A 22329-nucleotide genomic window follows, 5' to 3' on the forward strand; every position below is an offset into this window, starting at 1 on the left:
GAAAACCGAACGGGCGATGCGTTGCCCGTTCACTTATTGCTAAAGGCCCTGGTATTCCCATGTCGGATCGTTACGAACTCTTCCTCACCTGTCCCAAAGGCCTTGAAGGCCTGCTGATCGAGGAAGCCGTCGGGCTTGGCCTTGAGCAAGCGCGTGAGCACACTTCTGCCGTGCGCGGCATGGCCGACATGGAGACAGCCTATCGCCTGTGCTTGTGGTCGCGCCTGGCCAACCGGGTGCTGCTGGTGCTCAAGCGCTTCCCGATGAAGGACGCCGAGGATCTCTACCACGGCGTGCTGGATGTCGACTGGCAGGACCACATGCTGGCCGACGGCACCCTGGCCGTGGAGTTCAGCGGCCATGGCTCGGGCATCGACAACACCCACTTCGGCGCCCTGAAGGTCAAGGACGCCATTGTCGACAAGCTGCGCACTCCGACCGGCGAGCGCCCTTCGGTGGACAAGCTCAACCCCGACCTGCGCATCCACCTGCGCCTGGACCGCGGCGAAGCCATCCTCTCCCTGGACCTCTCCGGCCACAGCCTGCACCAGCGCGGCTACCGCCTGCAGCAAGGCGCCGCGCCGCTCAAGGAAAACCTGGCGGCGGCGATCCTGATCCGTTCCGGCTGGCCGCGCATCGCTGCCGAAGGCGGCGCCCTGGCCGACCCGATGTGTGGCGTGGGTACCTTCCTGGTGGAGGCGGCGATGATCGCCGCGGACATCGCCCCCAATCTCAAGCGTGAACAATGGGGCTTCACTGCCTGGCTCGGCCACGTGCCGGCGCTGTGGCGCAAGCTGCACGACGAAGCGCTGGCCCGGGCCCAGGCCGGCCTGGCCAAGCCACCGCTGTGGATCCGCGGCTACGAAGCCGACCCGCGTCTGATCCAGCCCGGCCGCAACAACGTAGAGCGCGCCGGCCTGAGCGAGTGGATCAAGATCTACCAGGGCGAAGTGGGCACCTTCGAGCCGCGCCCGGACCAGAACCAGAAAGGCCTGGTGATCTGCAACCCACCCTACGGCGAGCGCCTGGGTGACGAAGCCAGCCTGCTGTACCTCTATCAGAACCTCGGCGAGCGCCTGCGCCAGGCCTGCCTGAACTGGGAGGCGGCGGTGTTCACCGGCGCCCCGGACCTGGGCAAGCGCATGGGCATCCGCAGCCACAAACAGTACTCGTTCTGGAACGGCGCCTTGCCCTGCAAGCTGCTGCTGATCAAGGTCCTGCCGGATCAGTTCGTCACCGGCGAGCGCCGCACCGCCGAGCAGCGCCAGGTGGAACGCGAGCAGGCCCAGGCCGCCGCGGACGAAGCCCCCGTGCGCCAGTACAACAAGAATGGCAACCCGATCAAGCCGGCCCCGGCTCCTGCTCCCGTGGTCGAGCAGGCGCGCCTGAGCGAGGGTGGGCAGATGTTCGCCAACCGCCTGCAAAAGAACCTCAAGCAACTGGGCAAGTGGGCCAAGCGCGAGGGCATCGAGTGCTACCGTGTCTACGATGCCGACATGCCGGAATACTCCCTGGCCATCGACCTCTACCAGGATTGGGTGCACGTGCAGGAATACGCGGCGCCCAAATCGGTGGACCCGGAAAAGGCCCAGGCACGTCTGTTCGATGCCCTGGCGGCGATTCCCCAGGCGTTGAATGTCGACAAGAGCCGGGTGGTGATCAAGCGTCGCGAGCGCCAGAGCGGCACCAAGCAGTACGAGCGCCAGAGTGCCCAGGGCCAGTTCACCGAAGTTCGTGAAGGCGGGATCAAGCTACTGGTGAACCTTACCGACTACCTGGATACCGGGCTGTTTCTCGATCACCGGCCGATGCGCATGCGTATTCAGCAAGAGGCGGCGGGCAAGCGTTTCCTCAACCTGTTCTGCTACACCGCCACCGCCAGTGTGCACGCGGCCAAGGGCGGCGCGCGCAGCACCACCAGCGTCGACCTGTCGAAAACCTATCTGGACTGGGCACGCCGCAATTTCTCGCTCAACGGTTTCTCCGACAAGAACCGCCTGGAGCAGGGCGATGTGATGGCCTGGCTGGACAGCTGCCGTGACGAGTTCGACTTGATCTTCATCGACCCGCCGACCTTCTCCAACTCCAAGCGCATGGAAGGGGTGTTCGACGTGCAGCGTGACCAGGTGCAGTTGCTGGACCTGGCCATGGCGCGCCTGGCGCCGGGGGGCGTGTTGTATTTCTCCAACAACTTCCGCAAGTTCCAGCTGGATGAAAACCTCGCCGCGCGCTACCAGATCGAGGAGATCACGGCGAAAACCATCGACCCGGATTTCGCCCGTAACGGCAAAATCCATCGTGCCTGGAAAGTCACCGCGCGCTGATGGCCGGATATGTCCCCGAGGCCTGTTTTTTCAGGTTTCGGGGGCTGTTTAGCGCTGGTCAAATTAGTGGCTAATAGCTATAACTCACACTTGGTCCGGATGATGCCCAAACTCGCTGGCGTGATGAGTTCTGCTTATGCCTCTGCATGTTGTACGCCCGAAAATCCTGGGTTTCATAAGTGAAGAGGTATCTGCCTGGCTGGTGGCGGTGCTGGTCCTGGTTGCGGGCGGCATCCTCACCGGGCTCTTGGCCTGGTCCACCTACAGCCTGAACAAGCAGCAGGTGCGCCAGCGCTTCCAGTTGCTGGCCGGCGAACGCTACAGCCGCATCGAAGAACGCTTTCAAGACCAGGAGCAACGCCTGGACGGCTTGCGGCGCTTCTTTGTCAATTCCGACCTGGTGACCCGCCAGGATTTCGATGGCTACGCCAAACCCTTGTTACGCCGCACCCAGGCCTATGCCTGGGCGCCTCTGGTGAGCCGCGCCCAGCGCCCGGAGTTCGAGCAGTCGATTCGCGATCAGGGGCTGCCGGGTTTTTCCATTTTGCAGTTGAATGCCACGGGCCAGATGGAGCCGGCCGGCGAGCACGATGACTACGCGCCGGTGCTGTACAGCCAGACCCAGAGCCCCCTGGGGTCGCCCCTGGGTTACGACCTCCTGGCTCAACCCCTGCGCCGAGCCACCCTGGAACGTGCTCGGGAACTCAATGGCCTGGCGGTCTCTCCGCCTTTGCAACTGGTGGCCGTGGACCAGGCCTATGCGCGAGGGGTGCTGCTGGCGGCGCCGGTCAGGCGCGCGCAGGATGCTTCCGCCCCCCAGGACCGGCCCTACGGTTATGTTCTGGCGATCATCAGCCTGCGGCAACTGGTGGCGGACGGCCTGCCGGTTCCTGCCAGCGATAACCTGTCGGTGCGGATTCTCGACCTGTCCACCGAGGGCCAGCACGAGGTGCTCTACGAGTCGAACAACCCGCCCATCAGCAGCAGCCTGACCGCCAGCCGCCTGCTGCGCCTGGCGGACCGGGACTATCAAGTGGACATCCGCCCCAGCGCGGCCTTCCTGCACGCCAACCATTCAGCCCTGGGTAGCCTGGTGATTCTTGGCGGCATGCTCAGCCTGCTGCTCAGCGCCTTGCTCTACGTCCTGGTCAGCCAGCGTCAACGGGCTCTGGCCCTGGTGGAGCAGCGCACCGAGGAGCTGCGTAGCAGCGAGCAGGCGTTGCGCGGCACCCACAGCCAGTTGCGCTGCGTGCTCAATGCCGCCACTCAGGTAGCAATCATTGCCACCGACCTGCGCGGAGTGATCAGCACTTTCAATGCCGGGGCCGAGCAGATGCTCGGCTACAGCAGCAGTGAGGCGGTGGGGCACCTGACCCTGGAAAGCCTGCACCTGCCCGAAGAGCTGGAAAGCTGGGCCCAGAGCCTCACCCAGCGTTACGGCAAAGCCATCCCGGTGTCCCAGGCGATGCTGGTGGAAGAGGGCATGGCCGGCGGGCATGAGGCCCGGGAATGGACCCTGGTGCGGCGTGACGGCAGCCATCTGCAAGTCAACATGCTGGCTACCCCGGTGCTCGACGACCAGGGGTTGTGGATCGGCCATCTGGCCATCTGCATCGATATCACCGAACGCAAGCGCGTGCATGAAGCCCTGGCCGCCCGTGACCGCTTGCTGCAACGGCTCAGCGCCCACGTGCCCGGCGGGATCTATCAGTTCAAGCTGGACGCCGACGGGCATACCAGTTTTCCCTATGCCAGCGATGGCCTGCGCGAGATCTACGAGATCGAGCCGCAACTGCTGCAGCAGGATGCCGAGGCGGCATTCGAGCGCATCCATCCTGAGGATGTGGAGCGGGTGCGTGAGTCGATCCGGGTTTCGGCGCAGCAGCTCAGTCCCTGGCGCGAGGAGTACCGGGTCTGCCTGCCGCAGCGGGGGGTGCGCTGGATGCGCGGTGCAGCGAGCCCGGAAAGCCTGCGGGGCGGCGGTGTGCTCTGGCACGGCTATATATCGGATATCTCCGATCTCAAGCGGGTCGAGGAGGAACTGCGGGCATTGTCGGTCACCGACTCCCTGACCGGTATCCACAACCGGCGCTATTTCCAGGAGCGGCTACAGGCCGAGATGCACCGCCTGGAGCGAGGTGGTGGCGTCATGGCGGTGATCATGCTGGACATCGACCATTTCAAGCGGATCAACGATCAGTACGGTCACGGTGTGGGGGATCAGGTGCTGCGCGGGTTGTGCGAGCGCATCGGCCGGCGCCTGCGGCGCATCGACGTCTTCTGCCGTCTGGGGGGAGAGGAGTTCATGGTCCTGTGCCCGGACACCAGCGGCCAGCAAGCGCTGATTCTGGCGCAGGAGCTGTGGCACGGTGTGCGCAGTTCGCCGATCGGGCCGGTGGAGAGTGTCACCGCCAGTTTCGGTATCGCCAGTTGGCGTGCGGGGGAGGGTGCAGATGAGCTGCTGCTGCGGGCCGACTCTGCGGTCTATGCCGCCAAGCAGGCGGGGCGGGACCGGGTCCTGATGGAACAGCCGTGAACACTGGCGGCGCGCAAGGCTTGCCGCCGCCAGCATCGCCGCTTACAGCACCGAAGCGCTGGTCGCCAGTTTCGGCTGGCGGTACAGGTCCAGCAGGACCTGGTCGAGCACCGAAGAGGCGCCGAATGGCCGTGGATCGTTGAGGATTGCCACCACCGCCCAGGTATTGCCGTTGTCGTCGCGGCTGTAGCCGGCGATGGCGCGTACGGTGTTCAGGGTGCCGGTCTTGATGTGCGCCTCACCGGACATGGCGGTGCGCTTGAGGCGCTTGCGCATGGTGCCGTCCATGCCGGCGATCGGCATCGAGCTGATGAACTCGGCGGCGTAGGGGCTTTTCCACGCCGCTTGCAACAGGCCGGCCATTTCCCGGGCACTGACCCGCTCGGCACGCGACAGGCCGGAACCGTTCTCCATCACCAGGTGCGGCGAGGTGATGCCTTTCTTCGCCAGCCATTGGCGCACCACACGCTGGGCCGCCTTGGCGTCGTCGCCATCGGCTTCGTTGCGGTACTTGGCCCCCAGGCTCAGGAACAACTGCTGGGCCATGGTGTTGTTACTGTATTTGTTGATGTCGCGGATGATTTCCGCGAGGTCCGGGGAGAAGGCGCGGGCCAGGACCTTGGCATCCTTGGGTACCACGGCCAGGCGATCCTGGCCCTGGATGCTGCCGCCCAGCTCGCTCCAGATCGCCCGCACCGCGCCGGCGGTGTAGGTGGCGTGGTCCAGCAGCGACAGGTAAGTCTGGGAACTGCAGCCATCACCCAACTGCCCGCCGACGGTCACGATCACGCTGCCATCGGCCTGGGTGACTGGGTTGTAGCGCACGTCTCCGGTGCACTGCTTGGTGTTGACCGCCTTGACCTGGTTGTCGATGCGGATCTTGGCGATCGGCGGCTCCACCGAAACCAGGACCCGCCCTGAGTCATTGCGGGCAACGAAGCGCAGGGCCTTGAGGTTGACCATCAGGGCGTCCGGCTTGACCAGGAACGGCTTGTTCTCGTCGTTGCCATCGTCATTGAATTCCGGCAGTTGCGGCTGCACGAAGAAGTTGCGGTCCAGCACCAGATCGCCAGTGACTTGCTGTACGCCATTGGCCCGCAGGTCACGCATCAGCAGCCAGAGCTTCTCCATGTTCAGCTTGGGGTCGCCGCCGCCCTTGAGGTACAGGTTGCCATTGAGGATGCCGCCGCTTAGGGTGCCGTCGGTGTAGAACTCGGTTTTCCACTGGTGGGTCGGGCCGAGCATTTCCAGGGCTGCGTAGGTGGTCACCAGTTTCATGGTGGAGGCCGGGTTCACCGATACATCGGCGTTGAAGATGGTCGGGGTGCCGGGGCCGTTCAGGGGAATCATCACCAGGGACAGGGCGTTATCCGGAAGTTTGCTGGCTTTGAGGGCTTGCTGGACCTTGGGGGGCAGGGTGGTGTTGACCGGAGCCGCGGAAACGGGAAAGGCCAGGGGGAGAAAAACACTGGCCAGCAACAGAGGACGCAACGATTTGATCATATGAAATGGAACCCTGCAGTCGAGGGGAAAAAAGGCGAGGGCATGCAGATAAAATCCCTCAGTGGTCATGAAAGTGTCGGCATTATGCCCCAAGGTATAGCGGCTTGTGCCGTGCCACGGGCCGCTGGGGCGGTATTTTTTTTACCAATGGCAGGGTTGCATCCTCATAGAGTCAGGCAATCGCCTGCCTAAACTGGTAAAGTGCCGCCCGTTATTACTTATGAGGATTGTTCCATGGCCACTAACCGTTCCCGCCGTCTGCGCAAAAAACTCTGCGTAGATGAATTTCAGGAGCTGGGTTTTGAGCTGAACCTGGATTTCAAAGAAGGTCTGGCTGACGAAGCTATCGACGCTTTCCTCGACGCATTCCTCAAAGAAGCGATGGAAGCCAACGGCCTGGGCTATGTAGGCGGCGACGACTTCGGTCTGGTTTGCCTGAGCAAGCGCGGTTCCGTCAGCGAAGAGCAACGTGCCACCGTTGAAGCCTGGCTCAAGGCGCGCACCGAGCTGACCACCGTTGAAGTCAGTCCGCTGCTGGACGTGTGGTACCCGGACAACGCGATCAACCCAGTCGCGTGATGTCATGCATGAGCGACCCGTCCGGGTCGCTCATGCGTTGTTGCCCGAGGGCAACCTGTCGATTTTCCCCTTTGTATCCTTGCCTCTGCCACGGGCCAGCCCCGGGCGTTGTCGTGGGCGCCGTTCGCCGGCAAGCCGGCGCGTGAGCGAGCGCCGGTCGGTGTAGAAGCCGGCTTGCCAGCGAAGCCCTTCAGGCGCTGCGCCAGTTCAGGATCATCAGGGTCACCACCCCGGCAACAATTCCCCAGAACGCCGAGCCGATGGAGAACAGCGTCAGCCCCGACGCCGTGACCATGAAGGTGATCAGCGCCGCTTCCCGTTCCTTCACTTCGCTCATGGCGATGCTCAGACCGTTGATAATCGAACCGAACAGCGCCAGGGCCGCGATGGACAGCACCAGCTCCTTGGGCAGGGCGGCGAATAGCGCCGCCAGGGTGGCGCCGAAGACCCCGGCGATGCCGTAGAAAATCCCGCACCACACCGCCGCGGTGTAGCGCTTGCTGTGATCCTCATGGGCATGGGGGCCGGTGCAGATGGCGGCACTGATGGCCGCCAGGTTGATGCCATGGGAGCCGAAGGGCGCCAGCAGCAGCGAGGCCAACCCGGTGGCGGTGATCAGCGGCGAAGCCGGGACGTTGTAGCCGTCGGCCCGCAGCACGGCGATCCCCGGCATGTTCTGCGAGGTCATGGCCACCACGAACAGCGGAATGCCGATGCTGATGGTGGCGGCCAGGGAGAAGTGCGGCGTGGTCCATACCGGGGTCGCCACTTCCAGGTGAAAGCCGCTGAAGTCCAGCAGGCCCATGGCCCCGGACAAGGCCGTACCGATCAGCAGCGCAGCCAGTACCGCATAGCGCGGCGACAGGCGCTTGACCACCAGGTAGGTGAGGAACATGCCCAGCACCAGGCCGGTGCGGTGCTGGGCGGCGACGAAGATTTCACTGCCGATCTTGAACAGGATCCCCGCCAGCAGGGCCGCCGCCAGGGACGCCGGGATCTTTTTCATCAGCCGCTCGAAGCTGCCTGTCAGGCCGCACAGGGTCACCAGCACGGCGCAGGTGATATAGGCGCCGATGGCTTCGCCGTAGGTCACTCCGGACAGGCTGGTGATCAGCAGGGCGGCGCCGGGGGTCGACCAGGCGATGGTGATGGGGGTGCGATAGCGCAGGGAGAGGCCGATGCTGCACACCGCCATGCCGATGGAAATGGCCCAGATCCATGAGGAAATCTGACCGCTGGTCAGCCCGGCGGCCTGCCCGGCCTGGAACATCAGCACCAGGGAACTGGTATAGCCGGTCATCATGGCGATGAAGCCGGCCACTATGGCAGACGGCGAAGTGTCGGCCAGAGGGCGTAGCTGCGCGGGAGTGGCATCGGACATTACTGCTGTTCCTTGTTCTTGAAAGACGCAAAAAACCACATCCGGCGCGCATTGATCGAGGCGGGCTCGAGCAATGGGCCAGTAATGGGGTTCAAGGTCCAAGCCTAAACTTAAAAGTAACTTTGCATTGCAATACAGCCGTGACTACAAATAGCCGTACAGTCGTTGAACAAGTCGCGGGCCCGACAACACTTTTTGCTAGTGATGGCCATGGGTTGTGTACAATGTGCCCCTGTTTTAACGCGATACTTGCCAGCGACCCACCGTGGCGTATTAAAGTCACGCTGAAATCGCCGCAGTCCTCCCGACCCGAGTGCCCATGAACGAACAGTTGCAACCTCTCAAGAAACAACCGCGAGCAGGCAAAGCCGGTCGCAGCGGAACCCAGGACGATATTGTCTACGCGCACATCTTTGAGGCCATCCTCGAGCAGCGCCTGGCGCCGGGCACCAAATTGAGCGAAGAGGCGCTGGGGGAGATTTTCGGAGTCAGTCGGACCATCATCCGTCGCGCGCTGTCGCGCCTGGCCCATGAAGGCGTGGTCCTGCTGCGGCCCAACCGTGGCGCGGTCGTCGCCAGCCCGAGCGTCGAGGAAGCCCGCCAGGTATTTCTCGCCCGGCGCCTGGTGGAGCGGGCCATTACCGAACTGGCCGTGCAGCATGCCACTGCCGAGCAGTTGCTGGAGTTGCGGCAGATGGTCAACGAGGAACGCGACAGCTTTTCCCGCGGCGATCGTGGTGCCGGTATCCGCCTTTCCGGGGAGTTTCACCTGAAGCTGGCGGAAGCGGCGAAGAATGCCCCGCTGATCAGCTTCCAGCGCAGCCTGGTGTCCCAGACCTCGCTGATCATTGCCCAGTACGAAAGCGGCAACCGTTCGCACTGCTCCTACGATGAGCACACCCAACTGATCGATGCCATCGAAGCCCGGGACGGCGAGCTGGCGGTGAACCTGATGATGCACCACATGGACCACATCGACAGCAAGCTCAACCTCGACGAGGAAAGTGCCTCGGACGACCTGCATGCGGTGTTCTCGCACTTGCTGCAGACCAAGAAACCGGGGCGGCCAAGCGCCAAGCTCTAAGCTGCAAGCCTTGCGTTTCAAGCAATCCCTCGCTTCGTGTGCTGCACGGAGCGAGGGATTCTTGTTTCTGCGGCCCCTTGCCGGGCCTTGGCTTGGGCATTTTGTTGCGGTTTTTGTTTCAGATTGTATACATTGTCTGCTTCGAGGCGCATGGCCCGGCAGCAGTCGGCCAAGGCTCGCCTCTCGCCCTGCGAAAGGAGCCCGCGGCATGAGCGGCAGAACGCTACGTATTCATTCCTCCGCGATCCACTATTTCGACATGGTCCGGCGCTGCCGCTCGATCCGCGAGGCTGCCCGGCGCTTGAATGTCGCGTCCTCGGCAGTGAACCGGCAGATTCTCAAGATCGAGGACGAGATCGGCGCGCCGCTGTTCGAGCGCTTGCCCGGCGGCCTGCGCCTGACCATGGCCGGGGAGATTCTCAGCCGTCACGCCAACCTGGTGTTGCAGGACCTGGAGCGGGTGCGCCTGGAGTTCGACGCCTTGCGCGGCCTGAAAAGCGGCCACGTCGAGATCGCCACCGCCGAAGGTGCCACGGTGGATCTGCTGCCCTCGGTGCTCAAGCGCATGCGTGATCACTACCCGCAAGTGACCATCGGTGTGACCGCGCAGGGTTCGCAATCCATTCCCCAGGCCCTGATCAACAGCCGCGCCGACCTGGGCCTGGCCTTTGCTGTGCCACGGGCCGCGGAAATACGCCAGTTGAGTGTCGGGCATTTCCGCCTCGGGGCGCTGGTCAGCCCGGACCACCCGCTGGCCGAGCGCGGCAGCGTCAATTTCGCCACCTGTGCCGAGCACGGGCTGATCCTGGCCAAGAGCGAGCTGTCGATCCATCACCTGCTGGCGCCGCTGCACAAGCGTCTGGGCCTGCTGGACAAACCGCCGCTGCAGAGCAACTCCATGGAGCTGGCGCGGCAGATGGCCCGGCACAACATGGGGGTGGCGTTCCAGACCCGGGTCGGGGTCGAGGCGGATCTGCAAAAGGGCGAGCTGTTGCATATTCCCCTGAGCGACCAGGGCGGCATCTACAGCGACCTGGGGCTCTACGCCCGCAGCGGGCGCGACCTGCCCAGCGCGGTGGAGGCGCTGGCGCATTTGCTCAGTGAGGAGATCGCTCTTCGCGAACGGGCCGAGCGCGCCTTCGGCCAGCCGGTGCTCTGAGTCCGGCCTCCTGGGCCTGTGTTGCCATTTCGGCAGCGCCCTGGTCGATATTCTGTGCTTTGGGCGCTGTAGCGCTTGTGTCGATACTGCGTGCGGTCGGCAGCCAGCGAAGCTGCCTAAAGCCACACCGCCACAGGACATAATAAAAATGAAAAAGGCACTACAAGGCGCAACCCTGCTGATGAGCATGATCGGAGCAGGGGAAGCGGCCGCCCTCGAGTGGATGAACAACAGCGTCGGCTTTCGATACGGCAAGGAGTTCACCAACCCGAACAACCCGCACTACATCAGCAAGCGCATCTACAGCTTCACCCACGCCAGCGGTTACCAGTACGGCAGCAACTACCTGCACTTGGATGTGCTGCTCTCCGACAACGACGACCCGCGCAAGGGCACCAACAAGGGCAGCAGCGAGGTCTACGGGGTCTATCGCCACCAGCTCTATTCCTCCCGGGTATTGGATACGCCGCTGGGCACCGGCCTGATCAAGGACTACGCGCTGACCATGGGTTTTGACGCCAGCCGCAACAACAACCTGGGGTCGGCGAAAAAGCGTGCCCTGGTCTTCGGCCCGACCCTGAAGTTCAACACCGTCGGGGTGCTGGACCTGAGCCTGCTGTACTACAAGGAAAACAACCATTCCGGGATCCCCGGGGCCAAGGACCCGGATCACACCTTCGACGACACCTACCTGCTCAACCTGGCCTGGATGCGACCTTTCGAAGTCGGCACCCACGCTGCCAAGTTCCAGGGTTTCGTCAACTACACCGGGGAGAAGGGCCACGACTACAACTACCGCGACACTGCCCCCGAAACCCTGATGCGTACCTCGTTGATGGTGGCGGTGCTGCCGGGCAAGAACGTCAAGCCCAACCTGTATCTGGGTGTCGGCTACGAGTACTGGCACAACAAGTTCGGGGTGGACGGCGGCCGTGGCAGCCGCACCTCGACACCGACCCTGAACATGGAAGTGACCTTCTAGGCTCGCTCGCAGTCCGGGCCTGAATGCAGGCAAAAAAATCCCCCGTACGCGTCTGGCGAACGGGGGATTTTCATTTTCCGGGGTTAGCGCTGGTGGACCTGCTGGCCGGCGGCAAAGGTCTGCAGCACGGTGCGATCGTCGCCCAGGGTCATCAGCACGAACAGGGTTTCGGCAATGCTGTTGGCTTGCTTGAGGCGGTAGCTGAGCAGCGGAGTGGCGTGGTAGTCGAGGACCAGGAAGTCGGCGTCGGTGCCCGGATGCAGGGTGCCGATCTTGTCTTCCAGGCGCAGGGCCCGGGCGCCGCCGAGGGTGGCCAGATACAGCGACTTGAACGGGCTCAGGCGCGCGCCTTGCAGTTGCATGACCTTGTAGGCCTCGTTGAGGGTCTGCAGCAGCGAGAAGCTGGTGCCGCCACCGACGTCGGTGCCCAGGCCGACATTGAGCTTGTGCTTTTCCGCCATCGGCAGGTTGAACAGGCCGCTGCCGAGGAAGAAGTTCGAGGTGGGGCAGAAGGCTACGGCCGAACCGGTTTCAGCCAGGCGTGCGCATTCGTCGTCGCACAGGTGCACGCCGTGGGCGAACACCGAACGCTCGCCGAGCAACTGGTAGTGGTCGTACACGTCCAGGTAACCCTTGCGCTCCGGGAACAGCTCCTTGACCCATTGGATTTCCTGCAGGTTCTCACTGATGTGGGTCTGCATGTAGAGGTCGGGGTATTCGGTCAGCAACTGGCCGGCCAGGGTCAGTTGCTCCGGGGTGCTGGTGGGGGCGAAGCGCGGGGTGACTGCGTAGTGCAGGCGGCCTTTGCCGTGCCAGCGCTCGATCAGCGCCTTGCTTTCCTGGTAGCCGGATTCGGCGGTGTCGGTCAGGTAGTCCGGGGCGTTGCGGTCCATCATCACCTTGCCGGCGATCATCCGCAGGTCGAGCTTCTCGGCGGCGGCGAAGAAGGCATTGACCGACTGCGGATGCACGCTGCCGAACACCAGGGCGGTGGTGGTGCCGTTGCGCAGCAGTTCCTTGATGAAGATGTCCGCCACTTCATTGGCGTGATCCGGGTCGGCGAACTGGCTTTCGCAGGGGAAGGTGTAGGTGTTGAGCCAGTCCAGCAACTGCTCGCCATAGGCGCCCACCATGCCGGTCTGCGGCAGGTGGATATGGGTGTCGATGAAGCCCGGCGTGATCAGGGCATCGGGATAGTGCTCGACCTGCACCCCGGCGGGCAGCCCGGGCAGCAGCTCGCTGGCGTGGCCGAGGGCACTGATCCGGCCGTTTTCTACTACCAGCAGGCCGTCTTCGAAGTACTCATAGGAGGCTTCGATGCCGACTTCGGCCGGGTCGGCGATGCTGTGCAGGATGGCGGCACGGTAGGCTTTGCGAGTCAAAGGCATGGGGGATTCTCAGTGTGTGGCGTGTCAGTTTGCAGCCTGGCTGCGGCGTGATACCGGCAGCAGTTTGGCAATGGGTTCGGCACTGGCGCTGGGCTGGCCGAAATGGGCGTTATAGGTGGCGATGATCTCGCCGGCAATGGAGATGGCGATTTCCACAGGCAACTTGCCTTTGACTTCGCCGAGCCCCATCGGGCAGCGCATGCGCTGCAAGGTTTCGGCGTCGAAACCGCGGTCACGCAGGCGGTGTTCGAACTTGACCCGTTTGGTCTTCGAGCCGATCAGGCCGAAATAGGTGAAATCGTTGCGCTTGAGCAGGGCCGCGGTCAACTCCAGGTCCAGCTGGTGATTATGGGTCATGACGATGCAATAGCTGCCGGCGGGCAGGTTGTCGATTTCGTCCACCGGTTCTTCGCTGACGATCTTGCGTACTCCAGGGGGGATCTGCTCGGGAAACTCCTGCTCCCGGGAATCGATCCAGCGTACCCGGCAGGGCAGGCTGGCAAGCAGTGGCACCAGCGCGCGGCCGACATGCCCGGCACCGAACACGGCGATCTGCGCCTGCACCTGGCCCATGGGTTCGAACAGCAGCACCGTGGCACCGCCGCAGCACTGACCGAGGCTGGCGCCGAGGCTGAAGCGCTGCAGATGGGTCGCCTGCTTGCCGGCAGCGAGCATGTCCCGGGCGATCTGCATGGCCTTGTATTCCAGGTGCCCGCCGCCAATGGTGTCGAAGGCCTGGGTGGCGCTGACCACCATTTTCGAGCCGGCATTGCGCGGCGTCGAGCCGAGCTCCTCGATGATGGTCACCAGCACGCAGGGTTCACCCTGGGTCTGCAGGTCGGCGAGGGCGCTGATCCAGTTGTACATGTTCACCTCGACATCTTGGTTGTCTGTGTGGGCCTCTTCCTCGGCAAGCCGGCTCCTGCAGGAGCCGGCTTGCCGACGCGGGCCGTTACAGCGGCGCCAGCTCGGCTTGTGGGTCCGCGGCCCTGGTCACCTGCAAGCGACGCATCTGCTCGCAGCCCCACAACACTCGCTCCGGTGTCGCCGGCGCATCGATCTGCGGTTGATGGCGGTAGTCGCCGAGGCTCGCCACCGCATCCTTGATCGCGCACCAGGCGGCGATACCCAGCATGAACGGCGGTTCGCCCACGGCCTTGGAATGGAACACCGTGTCTTCCGGGTTCTTGCGGTTTTCCACCAGCTTGACTCGCAGGTCCAGGGGCATGTCGGCCACTGCCGGGATCTTGTAGCTGGCCGGGCCGCAGGTCATCAGCTTGCCCTTGGTGTTCCACACCAGTTCCTCGGTGGTCAGCCAGCCCATGCCCTGGATGTAGCCGCCCTCGACCTGGCCGATGTCGATGGCCGGGTTCAGCGAGGCGCCGACGTCATGCAGGATGTCGGTGCGCAGCATCTTGTACTCGCCGGTCAGGGTGTCGACTATCACCTCGGCGCAGGCCGCGCCGAAGGCGAAGTAGTAGAACGGCCGGCCCCGGGCCTGGGCACGGTCGTAGTAGATTTTCGGGGTCTTGTAGAAGCCGGTGCTGGAGAGCGACACCTGGGCAAAATAGGCCTGCTGGATCAGTTCCTCGAAGGTCAGAATATGCTCGCGGACCCGCACGTGGCCGTTGTGGAATTCCACATCTTCTTCGCTGACCTGATACTTGCGCGCGGCAAATTCCACCAGGCGGTTCTTGATGGTCTGCGCCGCGTTCTGCGCGGCCTTGCCGTTCAGGTCGGCACCACTGGAAGCGGCGGTGGGCGAGGTATTGGGCACCTTGTCGGTATTGGTGGCGGTGATCTGCACCCGGTCGATGTTCACCTGGAACACCTCGGCCACCACTTGCGCCACCTTGATGTTCAGGCCCTGGCCCATTTCGGTGCCGCCGTGGTTCAGGTGGATGCTGCCGTCGGTGTAGACATGGATCAGCGCGCCGGCCTGGTTGAGGAAGCTGGCGGTGAAGGAAATGCCGAATTTCACCGGGGTCAGTGCCAGGCCCTTTTTCAGGATCGGGCTGTTGGCGTTGTACAGGCGGATGGCTTCGCGGCGCTCGGCGTACTGGCTGCTGGCTTCCAGTTCGGCGGTCATTTCCTCGAGCATGTTGTGCTCGACGGTCTGGTAGTAGTGGGTGACGTTGCGCTCGGTCTTGCCGTAGTAGTTGGCCTTGCGTACCGCCAGAGGGTCCAGGTGCAGATGGCGGGCGATGGCGTCCATCACCTCCTCGATGGCGACCATGCCCTGCGGGCCACCGAAGCCGCGATAGGCAGTGTTCGACGCAGTGTTGGTCTTGCAGCGGTGGCCGTTGATGGTGGCATCGCCCAGGTAGTACGAGTTGTCGGAGTGGAACATGGCACGGTCGACGATGGATGCCGAGAGGTCCGGTGAACAGCCGCAGTTGCCCGCCAGTTCCAGCTGGATGCCGTGCAGGCGCCCGCTGCTGTCGAAGCCCACGTCGTATTCGACGTAGAAAGGGTGGCGCTTGCCGGTCATCAGCATGTCTTCGACCCGTGGCAGGCGCATCTTGGTCGGCTGGCCGGTCAGGCGTGCCACCACCGCGCACAGGCAGGCGGGGCTGGCGGCCTGGGTTTCCTTGCCGCCGAAGCCGCCGCCCATGCGCCGCATGTCCACCACTATCTTGTTCATCGAGACGTCCAGCACTTCCGCCACCAGCTTCTGCACTTCGGTGGGGTTCTGGGTCGAGCAGTAGACGATCATGCCGCCGTCTTCGGTGGGCATCACCGAGGAGATCTGGGTTTCCAGGTAGAAGTGTTCCTGGCCGCCGATGTGCAGCGTGCCCTGGATGCGGTGCTCGGCACTGGCCAGGGCGCTGGCCGAGTCGCCGCGCTGGTGGGTGTGGCTGCCCAGCACGAAGTGGCGCTTGCGCAGGGCCTCGACCACGTCCAGCACCGGCTCCAGGTCTTCGTATTCGATGATCGCGGCCATGGCCGCCTTGCGCGCGGTTTCCAGGTCCCTGGCGGCCACCGCCAGCACCGGCTGGCCGACGAACTCCACGGTGTCGATGGCCAGCAGCGGGTCGCCGGGCAGCAGCGGGCCGATATCCTTGAGGCCGGGAATGTCCTCGTGGGTAATGGCGATGCGCACGCCTTCGAAGGCGTAGCAGGGGGCGGTGTCGATGCTGATGACCTTGGCGTGGGCCCGATCCGACAGTCGCGCGTAGACGTGCAACTGGTTGGGGAATTCCAGGCGGTCGTCGATGTACACCGCTTCGCCGGACACATGTTTGTCGGCGCTGTCGTGCTTGACGCTGCGGCCGACGCCGCTGGTCAGGTCCTGGTGAAACAGGGCCGTGAGTTCGGCCTGGGTCTTCTCGACCTTGTGATGATTAGACATAAGCGGTCACCCGGGTCTCGATGTGCGGTGCATGCAGTTCGATGAAGTATTTGCGCAGCAGGTTCTGCGCGCTCAGCAGGCGGTATTCCTTGCTGGCTCGAAAATCCGAGAGCGGGGTGAAGTCTTCTGCCAGGGCGGCGCAGGCCCGCTCGATGCTCGATTGATTCCAGGGCGCGCCGATCAGTGCGGCTTCGCAGTTCTTGGCGCGCTTGGGGATCGCCGCCATGCCGCCGAAGGCGATGCGCGCATCGCTGACCACGCCGTTGTCGATGCGCAGGTTGAAAGCCGCGCAGACCGCGGAAATGTCGTCGTCCAGGCGCTTGGAGACCTTGTAGGCGCGGAACAGCCGTTCGGCGCTGGCCCGGGGCACGATGATCTTCTCGATGAACTCGCTTTCCTGGCGGGCGGTGACCCGGTAATCGATGAAATAGTCTTCCAGGGCCAGGGTGCGGCGCACTTCGCCCTTGCACAGGACGATCTGCGCGCCCAGGGCAATCAGCAGCGGCGGCGAGTCGCCGATGGGCGAGGCGTTGCCGATGTTGCCGCCCAGGGTGCCCTGGTTGCGGATCTGCAGCGAGGCGAAGCGCTGCAGCAGTTCGCCGAAGTCCGGGTACTCGGCGCGCAGGGCGTCGTAGCAGTCGGTGAGGGCGGTGGCGGCGCCGATTTCCAGGCGATCGTCGAAGTGCTCGATGCGCTTCATCTGGGCAATGTTGCCGACGTAGATCATCACCGGCAGGGTGCGGTGGAACTGGGTCACTTCCAGGGCCAGGTCGGTGCCGCCGGCCAGCAGCCGGGCTTGCGGGTAGGCGTCATAAAGGTCGGCCAGATCAGCCACTGTCAGCGGCACCAGGCAGCGCTTGTCGCCACTGTTGAGCTCACCGGTGTCCTTGGGTGCAATGGCCTTGAGGCGGCTGATGGTCTCGGCCTGGCGCGCATCGAACTGATCGCTCTGCCCACCACAGCAGGCCTGCTCGGCGGCGGCGAGGATCGGCCGGTAGCCAGTGCAGCGGCACAGGTTGCCGGCCAGGGCTTCATGGGCCTTGTGGGCGTCGGGCTGGCTGCTGTTTTTCTGCAGGGCGAACAGCGACATGACGAAGCCCGGGGTGCAGAAGCCGCACTGCGAGCCGTGGCAGTCGACCATGGCCTGCTGCACGCTGTGCAGTTGCCCCTGGTGCTTGAGGCCTTCGACGCTGATCAGGTGCTTGCCGTGCAGGGAGGAAACGAAGGTCAGGCACGAATTGAGGCTGCGATAGCGAATGCTTTCGCCGCCTTGCGCATCCGTCTGCAACTCGCCCACCACCACGGTGCAGGCGCCGCAGTCGCCGCTGGCGCAGCCTTCCTTGGTGCCGGGCTTGCCCAGGTGCTCGCGCAGATAGTTGAGCACGGTCAGGTTGGGGTCCAGGGCATGCTCGCTACGGAGTTCCTGGTTGAGTAAAAACTGGATCACGGAAGGCCTCGCAGACTCATTATTGTTGTTAACCGACGTCAGCCGAATTTAGTCATGTCTGACTTTTCGGTCAATGATTTTCTGACTTCAAGGTCAGGAAATTTTCGACTCCAACAATTCAAGTATGAACGGCTATGGAAAATTGCTCGGATCACGGTCAATTTGCTTATTTCGTGCCAAATTCCGCCCCTTGGGCACTCCGCGATGAAGTGGCAATTGCGCTACACTGCGCGGCTTGTGCCGATTAAAGATTTTGAAGGAAAACCATGACGTTCAAGGCGCCGGACAGCCTCGCCGAGCAAATTGCTCACCACCTCGCCGAACGTATCATTCGCGGGGATCTCAAGCCTGGGGAGCGCATTCAGGAACAGAAGGTCACCTTGGCCCTCAATGTCAGCCGTGGTTCGGTCCGCGAGGCCTTGCTGATCCTCGAGCGCCGCCATCTGATCGCCATCTTGCCGCGCCGTGGTGCCCATGTGACCGAGCTCACCGAGCACAAGGTCCGCAGCCTGTGCACGCTGATGAGCGAGCTGTACATCCTGCTGGGGAACTCGGTGGCCAGCGGCTGGACACAGCAGAGCGACATGACGCCATTCCTGCAGATCCAGCAGCGCCTGGAGAGTGCCTACGAACGCCAGGACATCCGTGCCTTCGTCGAAGACAGCTTCAGCGTGATGCGCGCGGCCTATCCGTTCGCCAACAACCCCTACCTGCAGGAGACTGTCGAGAACCTGCAGCCGGCCATGAGCCGCGCCTATTACCTGGCGCTGGACCAGCGCAAGGCGTCCATGAGCGAGTACCTGGCGTTGTTCGAGCAATTGCTGGCCGCGGTATTGGCCCGTGACCTGGTGCAGATCCGCCAGGTGCTGACGGCCTACGCCGAGCGCAGCAGCGATCTGGTGGTATCTGCGTTGGCGGATGCGTAAACGTGCGACTCAAGTGCATCAAGCTGGCGGGGTTCAAGTCCTTCGTCGATCCGACCACGGTGAACTTCCCCAGTAACATGGCGGCGGTGGTCGGGCCCAATGGCTGCGGCAAGTCGAACATCATCGACGCCGTGCGCTGGGTCATGGGCGAAAGTTCGGCGAAGAACCTGCGCGGCGAGTCGATGACCGACGTCATCTTCAACGGCTCCACCAGCCGCAAGCCGGTGAGCCAGGCCAGCATCGAACTGGTGTTCGACAACTCCGATGGCACCCTGGTGGGCGAGTACGCCGCCTATGCGGAAATCTCCATTCGCCGCAAGGTGACCCGCGACAGCCAGAACAGTTATTTCCTCAACGGCGCCAAATGTCGCCGTCGGGATATCACCGACATCTTCCTCGGCACCGGCCTGGGGCCACGCAGCTACTCGATCATCGAGCAGGGGATGATCTCCAAGCTGATCGAAGCCAAGCCCGAGGATTTGCGCAACTTCATCGAGGAAGCCGCGGGCATCTCCAAGTACAAGGAGCGCCGGCGCGAGACGGAAAACCGCATCCGCCGCACCCACGAGAATCTCGCCCGCCTGACCGACCTGCGCGAAGAGCTGGAGCGTCAGCTCGAACGCTTGCATCGCCAGGCCCAGGCCGCCGAGAAGTATCAGGAGTACAAGGCCGAGGAGCGCCAGCTCAAGGCGCAACTGTCGGCTCTGCGCTGGCAGGCATTGAATGAACAGGTGGGCCAGCGCGAGTCGGTGATCGGTAGCCAGGAAGTCAGCTTCGAGGCCCTGGTGGCCGAGCAGCGCAATGCAGATGCTGCTATCGAACGCTTTCGTGACGGGCACCACGAGCTCTCCGAACGCTTCAATCTGGTGCAGGGGCGCTTCTATTCGGTGGGCGGTGACATCGCCCGGGTCGAGCAGAGCATCCAGCATGGCCAGCAGCGCCTGCGGCAGTTGCAGGACGACCTCAAGGAAGCCGAGCGCGCGCGCCTGGAAACCGAGTCGCACCTGGGGCACGACCGCACTTTGCTGGCGACCCTGGGGGAAGAGCTGGCCATGCTCGAACCCGAGCAGGAAGTCACCGCCGCTGCGGCCGAAGAAGCCGCCGCAACCCTGGAAGAAGCCGAAACCACCATGCACGGCTGGCAGGAGCAGTGGGACGCCTTCAACCTGAGCTCCGCCGAGCCGCGGCGCCAGGCGGAAGTGCAGCAGTCGCGCATCCAGCAGCTCGAAGGCAGCATGGAGCGGCTGTCCGAGCGCCAGCGGCGCCTGGGCGAGGAGCGCGAGTTGCTTTCGGCCGACCCGGAAGACGCGGCGATCCTCGAACTCAACGAACAACTGGCCGCCAGTGAGGCGACCCTGGAAGACCTGCAAGCCAGCGAGGAGTCCCAGGTCGAGCGCCTGGAACAACTGCGCCAGCAATTGCAGCAGGCGACCCAGGCACAGCAGCAGGCCCAGGGTGAATTGCAGCGCCTCAATGGCCGGCTGGCCTCCCTGGAAGCCTTGCAGCAGGCCGCGCTGGACCCCGCCACTGGCACTGCCGAATGGTTGCGTGAGCAGCAGTTGGCCGAGCGTCCGCGCCTGGCCGATGGCATGCATGTGGAAGCAGGTTGGGAGCTGGCGGTGGAAACCGTGCTTGGCGCGGATCTGCAGGCGGTGCTGGTGGACGATTTTACCGGTCTTGACCTCGCGGGTTTCCAGCAAGGCGATCTGCGCCTGCTGAGCCAGCAAGGCGATGCAATGCGCATCCCCGGCAGCCTGCTGGACAAGGTGGAATCCACGGTGGATCTGTCGCCTTGGCTGGGTCAGGTCAAACCGGTGGAAAACCTCGAACAGGCCCTGGCCTTGCGTGGGCAACTGGCTGCCGGACAGAGCCTGATCAGCCGCGATGGCTACTGGGTCGGCCGGCATTTTTTGCGGGTGCGCCGCGCCAGCGAAGCGGAAAGCGGCGTGCTGGCCCGGGGCCAGGAAATCCAGCAATTGACCCAGGAGCGCGATGAGCGCGAAGCCAGTGTCGAGGCCCTGGAAAGCCAGTTGCTCAACCTGCGGGCCCAGCAGCGCCAGCAGGAGAACGGTCGCGAGCATCTGCGCCGCCTGCTACAGGACGAAGCCCGCCAGCAAGGTGAGCTGAAGGCCAAGCTGTCTGCCGGCAAGGCCAAGGCCGAACAACTGACCTTGCGGCGTACCCGTCTCGATGAAGAGCTGGTGGAGCTTGGCGAACAGCGCGAGCTGGAACACGAACAGATTGGGGAGGCGCGCCTGCAATTGCAGGACGCTCTCGACAGCATGGCCCTGGACACCGAGCAGCGTGAGCTGCTGCTGGCCCAGCGCGACAGCCTGCGCGAGCGTCTTGACCGGGTGCGCCAGGAAGCGCGCCAGCACAAGGATCACGCCCACCAGTTGGCAGTGCGCATGGGCTCGCTCAAGGCCCAGCACGATTCCACCCGGCAGGCTCTGGAACGTCTGGAGCTGCAATCCGAGCGTCTGACCGAGAAGCGCGAACAACTCAGCCTCAACCTGGAAGAAGGCGAGGCGCCATTGGAAGAGTTGCGCCTGAAGCTCGAAGAACTGCTGGAAAAGCGCATGACCGTGGATGTGGAGCTCAAGACCGCGCAGATCGCCCTGGAAGATGCCGACCGCGAACTGCGCGATGCCGAGAAGCGCCGCAACCAGGCCGAGCAGCAGTCGCAGTTGATTCGTGGCCAGTTGGAGCAGCAGCGCATGGAATGGCAAGCCCTGACCGTGCGCCGCAAGACCTTGCAGGAGCAACTGCTGGCCGACGGCTACGACCTGGACGGCGTGCTGGCGACCCTGACCGCAGAAGCCAGCGAGCAGGCCGCCGAAGAAGAGCTGGAACGGATTGCCGCACGGATCCAGCGCCTGGGCGCAATCAACCTGGCGGCCATCGACGAGTATCAGCAGCAGTCCGAGCGCAAGCGCTATCTGGATGCCCAGGATGCCGACCTGGTGGAGGCCCTGGAAACCCTGGAGAACGTGATCCGCAAGATCGACAAGGAAACCCGTAATCGATTCAAAGATACCTTTGATCAGATCAACGGCGGTTTGCAGGCACTCTTTCCAAAAGTTTTCGGTGGCGGCAGCGCTTATTTGGAACTGACGGGCGAAGATCTACTCGATACAGGGGTAACGATCATGGCGCGTCCTCCGGGCAAGAAGAACAGCACCATTCATTTGCTCTCCGGTGGCGAAAAGGCATTGACCGCATTGGCCCTGGTATTTGCCATCTTCAAGTTGAACCCGGCGCCGTTCTGCATGCTCGACGAAGTTGACGCACCGCTGGATGACGCTAACGTTGGACGCTACGCGAGATTGGTTAAAGAGATGTCGCAGACCGTGCAGTTCATCTATATCACCCACAACAAGATCGCCATGGAAATGGCTGATCAGTTGATGGGGGTAACGATGCACGAACCCGGTTGTTCGCGCCTGGTAGCCGTGGATGTCGAGGAGGCGATGGCGATGGTGGACGCTTGAGTCCGGGCGACTGAGGCGACTGTAGGGGGCAAGTAGGGGGGATTTTTCCCATTACCCAGCTGGCCAATCGATATATTGGCCCTAGCCGTTGCGACAGACGGTGTAAAGTTGCCTTTGGTCGTGCTAGTTTAATGTCAATTTTTCCTATGCGTGGGCAAAACGCCATTCAGAACATAG

Annotated in this window: 14 protein-coding genes; 8 read left to right on the forward strand and 6 right to left on the reverse strand. The window is 63.4% G+C overall.

The window, feature by feature from the left end:
* Positions 1-59: 59 nt before the first annotated feature.
* Positions 60-2324, forward strand: coding sequence for a bifunctional 23S rRNA (guanine(2069)-N(7))-methyltransferase RlmK/23S rRNA (guanine(2445)-N(2))-methyltransferase RlmL (rlmKL, locus tag AC07R1_RS30555; protein WP_019093276.1), 2265 nt, complete (start codon positions 60-62; stop codon positions 2322-2324).
* 136 nt (positions 2325-2460) lie between these two features.
* Entirely contained in the window at positions 2461-4860 is a 2400-nt protein-coding gene (locus tag AC07R1_RS30560) for a sensor domain-containing diguanylate cyclase (RefSeq protein ID WP_495111248.1), read from the forward strand.
* Between the two features lie 42 nt (positions 4861-4902).
* Here AC07R1_RS30560 and dacB read toward each other — a convergent pair whose 3' ends face one another.
* Complete coding sequence (gene dacB, locus AC07R1_RS30565) at positions 4903-6363, reverse strand: D-alanyl-D-alanine carboxypeptidase/D-alanyl-D-alanine endopeptidase (RefSeq protein ID WP_495111249.1); 1461 nt, start codon at positions 6361-6363, stop codon at positions 4903-4905.
* Between the two features lie 234 nt (positions 6364-6597).
* On the opposite strand from dacB, the gene AC07R1_RS30570 reads away from it, so the two are divergent.
* Entirely contained in the window at positions 6598-6942 is a 345-nt protein-coding gene (locus tag AC07R1_RS30570) for a YggL family protein (protein ID WP_011060201.1), read from the forward strand.
* 190 nt (positions 6943-7132) lie between these two features.
* On the opposite strand, the gene AC07R1_RS30575 is transcribed toward AC07R1_RS30570, so the two are convergent.
* The gene (locus AC07R1_RS30575; RefSeq protein WP_015634764.1) at positions 7133-8323 is read right to left on the reverse strand and encodes a benzoate/H(+) symporter BenE family transporter; all 1191 of its coding nucleotides are present in this window, start codon (positions 8321-8323) and stop codon (positions 7133-7135) included.
* 319 nt (positions 8324-8642) lie between these two features.
* Between AC07R1_RS30575 and AC07R1_RS30580 the strand changes: the two genes are divergently transcribed.
* From AC07R1_RS30580 to AC07R1_RS30590, 3 genes are all read left to right on the forward strand, one after another.
* On the forward strand, positions 8643-9407 hold the full coding sequence (locus AC07R1_RS30580) for a GntR family transcriptional regulator (protein ID WP_011060203.1): 765 nt from the start codon (positions 8643-8645) through the stop codon (positions 9405-9407).
* Positions 9408-9615: 208 nt separating this feature from the next.
* Positions 9616-10566, forward strand: a complete 951-nt coding sequence (locus tag AC07R1_RS30585) for a LysR family transcriptional regulator (RefSeq protein ID WP_495111250.1) — start codon at positions 9616-9618, stop codon at positions 10564-10566.
* 148 nt (positions 10567-10714) lie between these two features.
* Positions 10715-11548 (forward strand): hypothetical protein, encoded by an 834-nt coding sequence (locus AC07R1_RS30590; protein ID WP_015634766.1) that lies wholly within the window; start codon positions 10715-10717, stop codon positions 11546-11548.
* Between the two features lie 83 nt (positions 11549-11631).
* Here the strand turns inward: AC07R1_RS30590 and guaD are convergent, their stop codons facing one another.
* The 4 genes from guaD to xdhA all read right to left on the reverse strand — a co-directional run bounded on the left by guaD (position 11632) and on the right by xdhA (position 17735).
* Complete coding sequence (gene guaD, locus AC07R1_RS30595) at positions 11632-12936, reverse strand: guanine deaminase (protein ID WP_041116876.1); 1305 nt, start codon at positions 12934-12936, stop codon at positions 11632-11634.
* Positions 12937-12960: 24 nt separating this feature from the next.
* On the reverse strand, positions 12961-13803 hold the full coding sequence (xdhC, locus tag AC07R1_RS30600) for a xanthine dehydrogenase accessory protein XdhC (protein WP_011060207.1): 843 nt from the start codon (positions 13801-13803) through the stop codon (positions 12961-12963).
* A gap of 85 nt (positions 13804-13888) precedes the next feature.
* Complete coding sequence (gene xdhB, locus AC07R1_RS30605; RefSeq protein WP_495111251.1) at positions 13889-16288, reverse strand: xanthine dehydrogenase molybdopterin binding subunit; 2400 nt, start codon at positions 16286-16288, stop codon at positions 13889-13891.
* Entirely contained in the window at positions 16281-17735 is a 1455-nt protein-coding gene (xdhA, locus tag AC07R1_RS30610; protein ID WP_015634768.1) for a xanthine dehydrogenase small subunit, read from the reverse strand. Before xdhA ends, xdhB begins: the two co-directional genes overlap by 8 nt.
* Positions 17736-18001: 266 nt before the next feature.
* Here xdhA and AC07R1_RS30615 point away from each other — a divergent pair, with 266 nt between their 5' ends.
* Together AC07R1_RS30615 and smc are read left to right on the forward strand one after the other, a co-directional pair.
* Positions 18002-18661, forward strand: a complete 660-nt coding sequence (locus tag AC07R1_RS30615) for a GntR family transcriptional regulator (RefSeq protein ID WP_011060210.1) — start codon at positions 18002-18004, stop codon at positions 18659-18661.
* A gap of 2 nt (positions 18662-18663) precedes the next feature.
* Positions 18664-22152: a chromosome segregation protein SMC gene (smc, locus tag AC07R1_RS30620; protein WP_053157085.1), complete on the forward strand. Its 3489-nt coding sequence runs from the start codon at positions 18664-18666 to the stop codon at positions 22150-22152.
* The last annotated feature ends 177 nt before the right edge of the window (positions 22153-22329 follow it).

The organism is Pseudomonas sp. GW821-FHT07F01 (assembly GCF_059418825.1).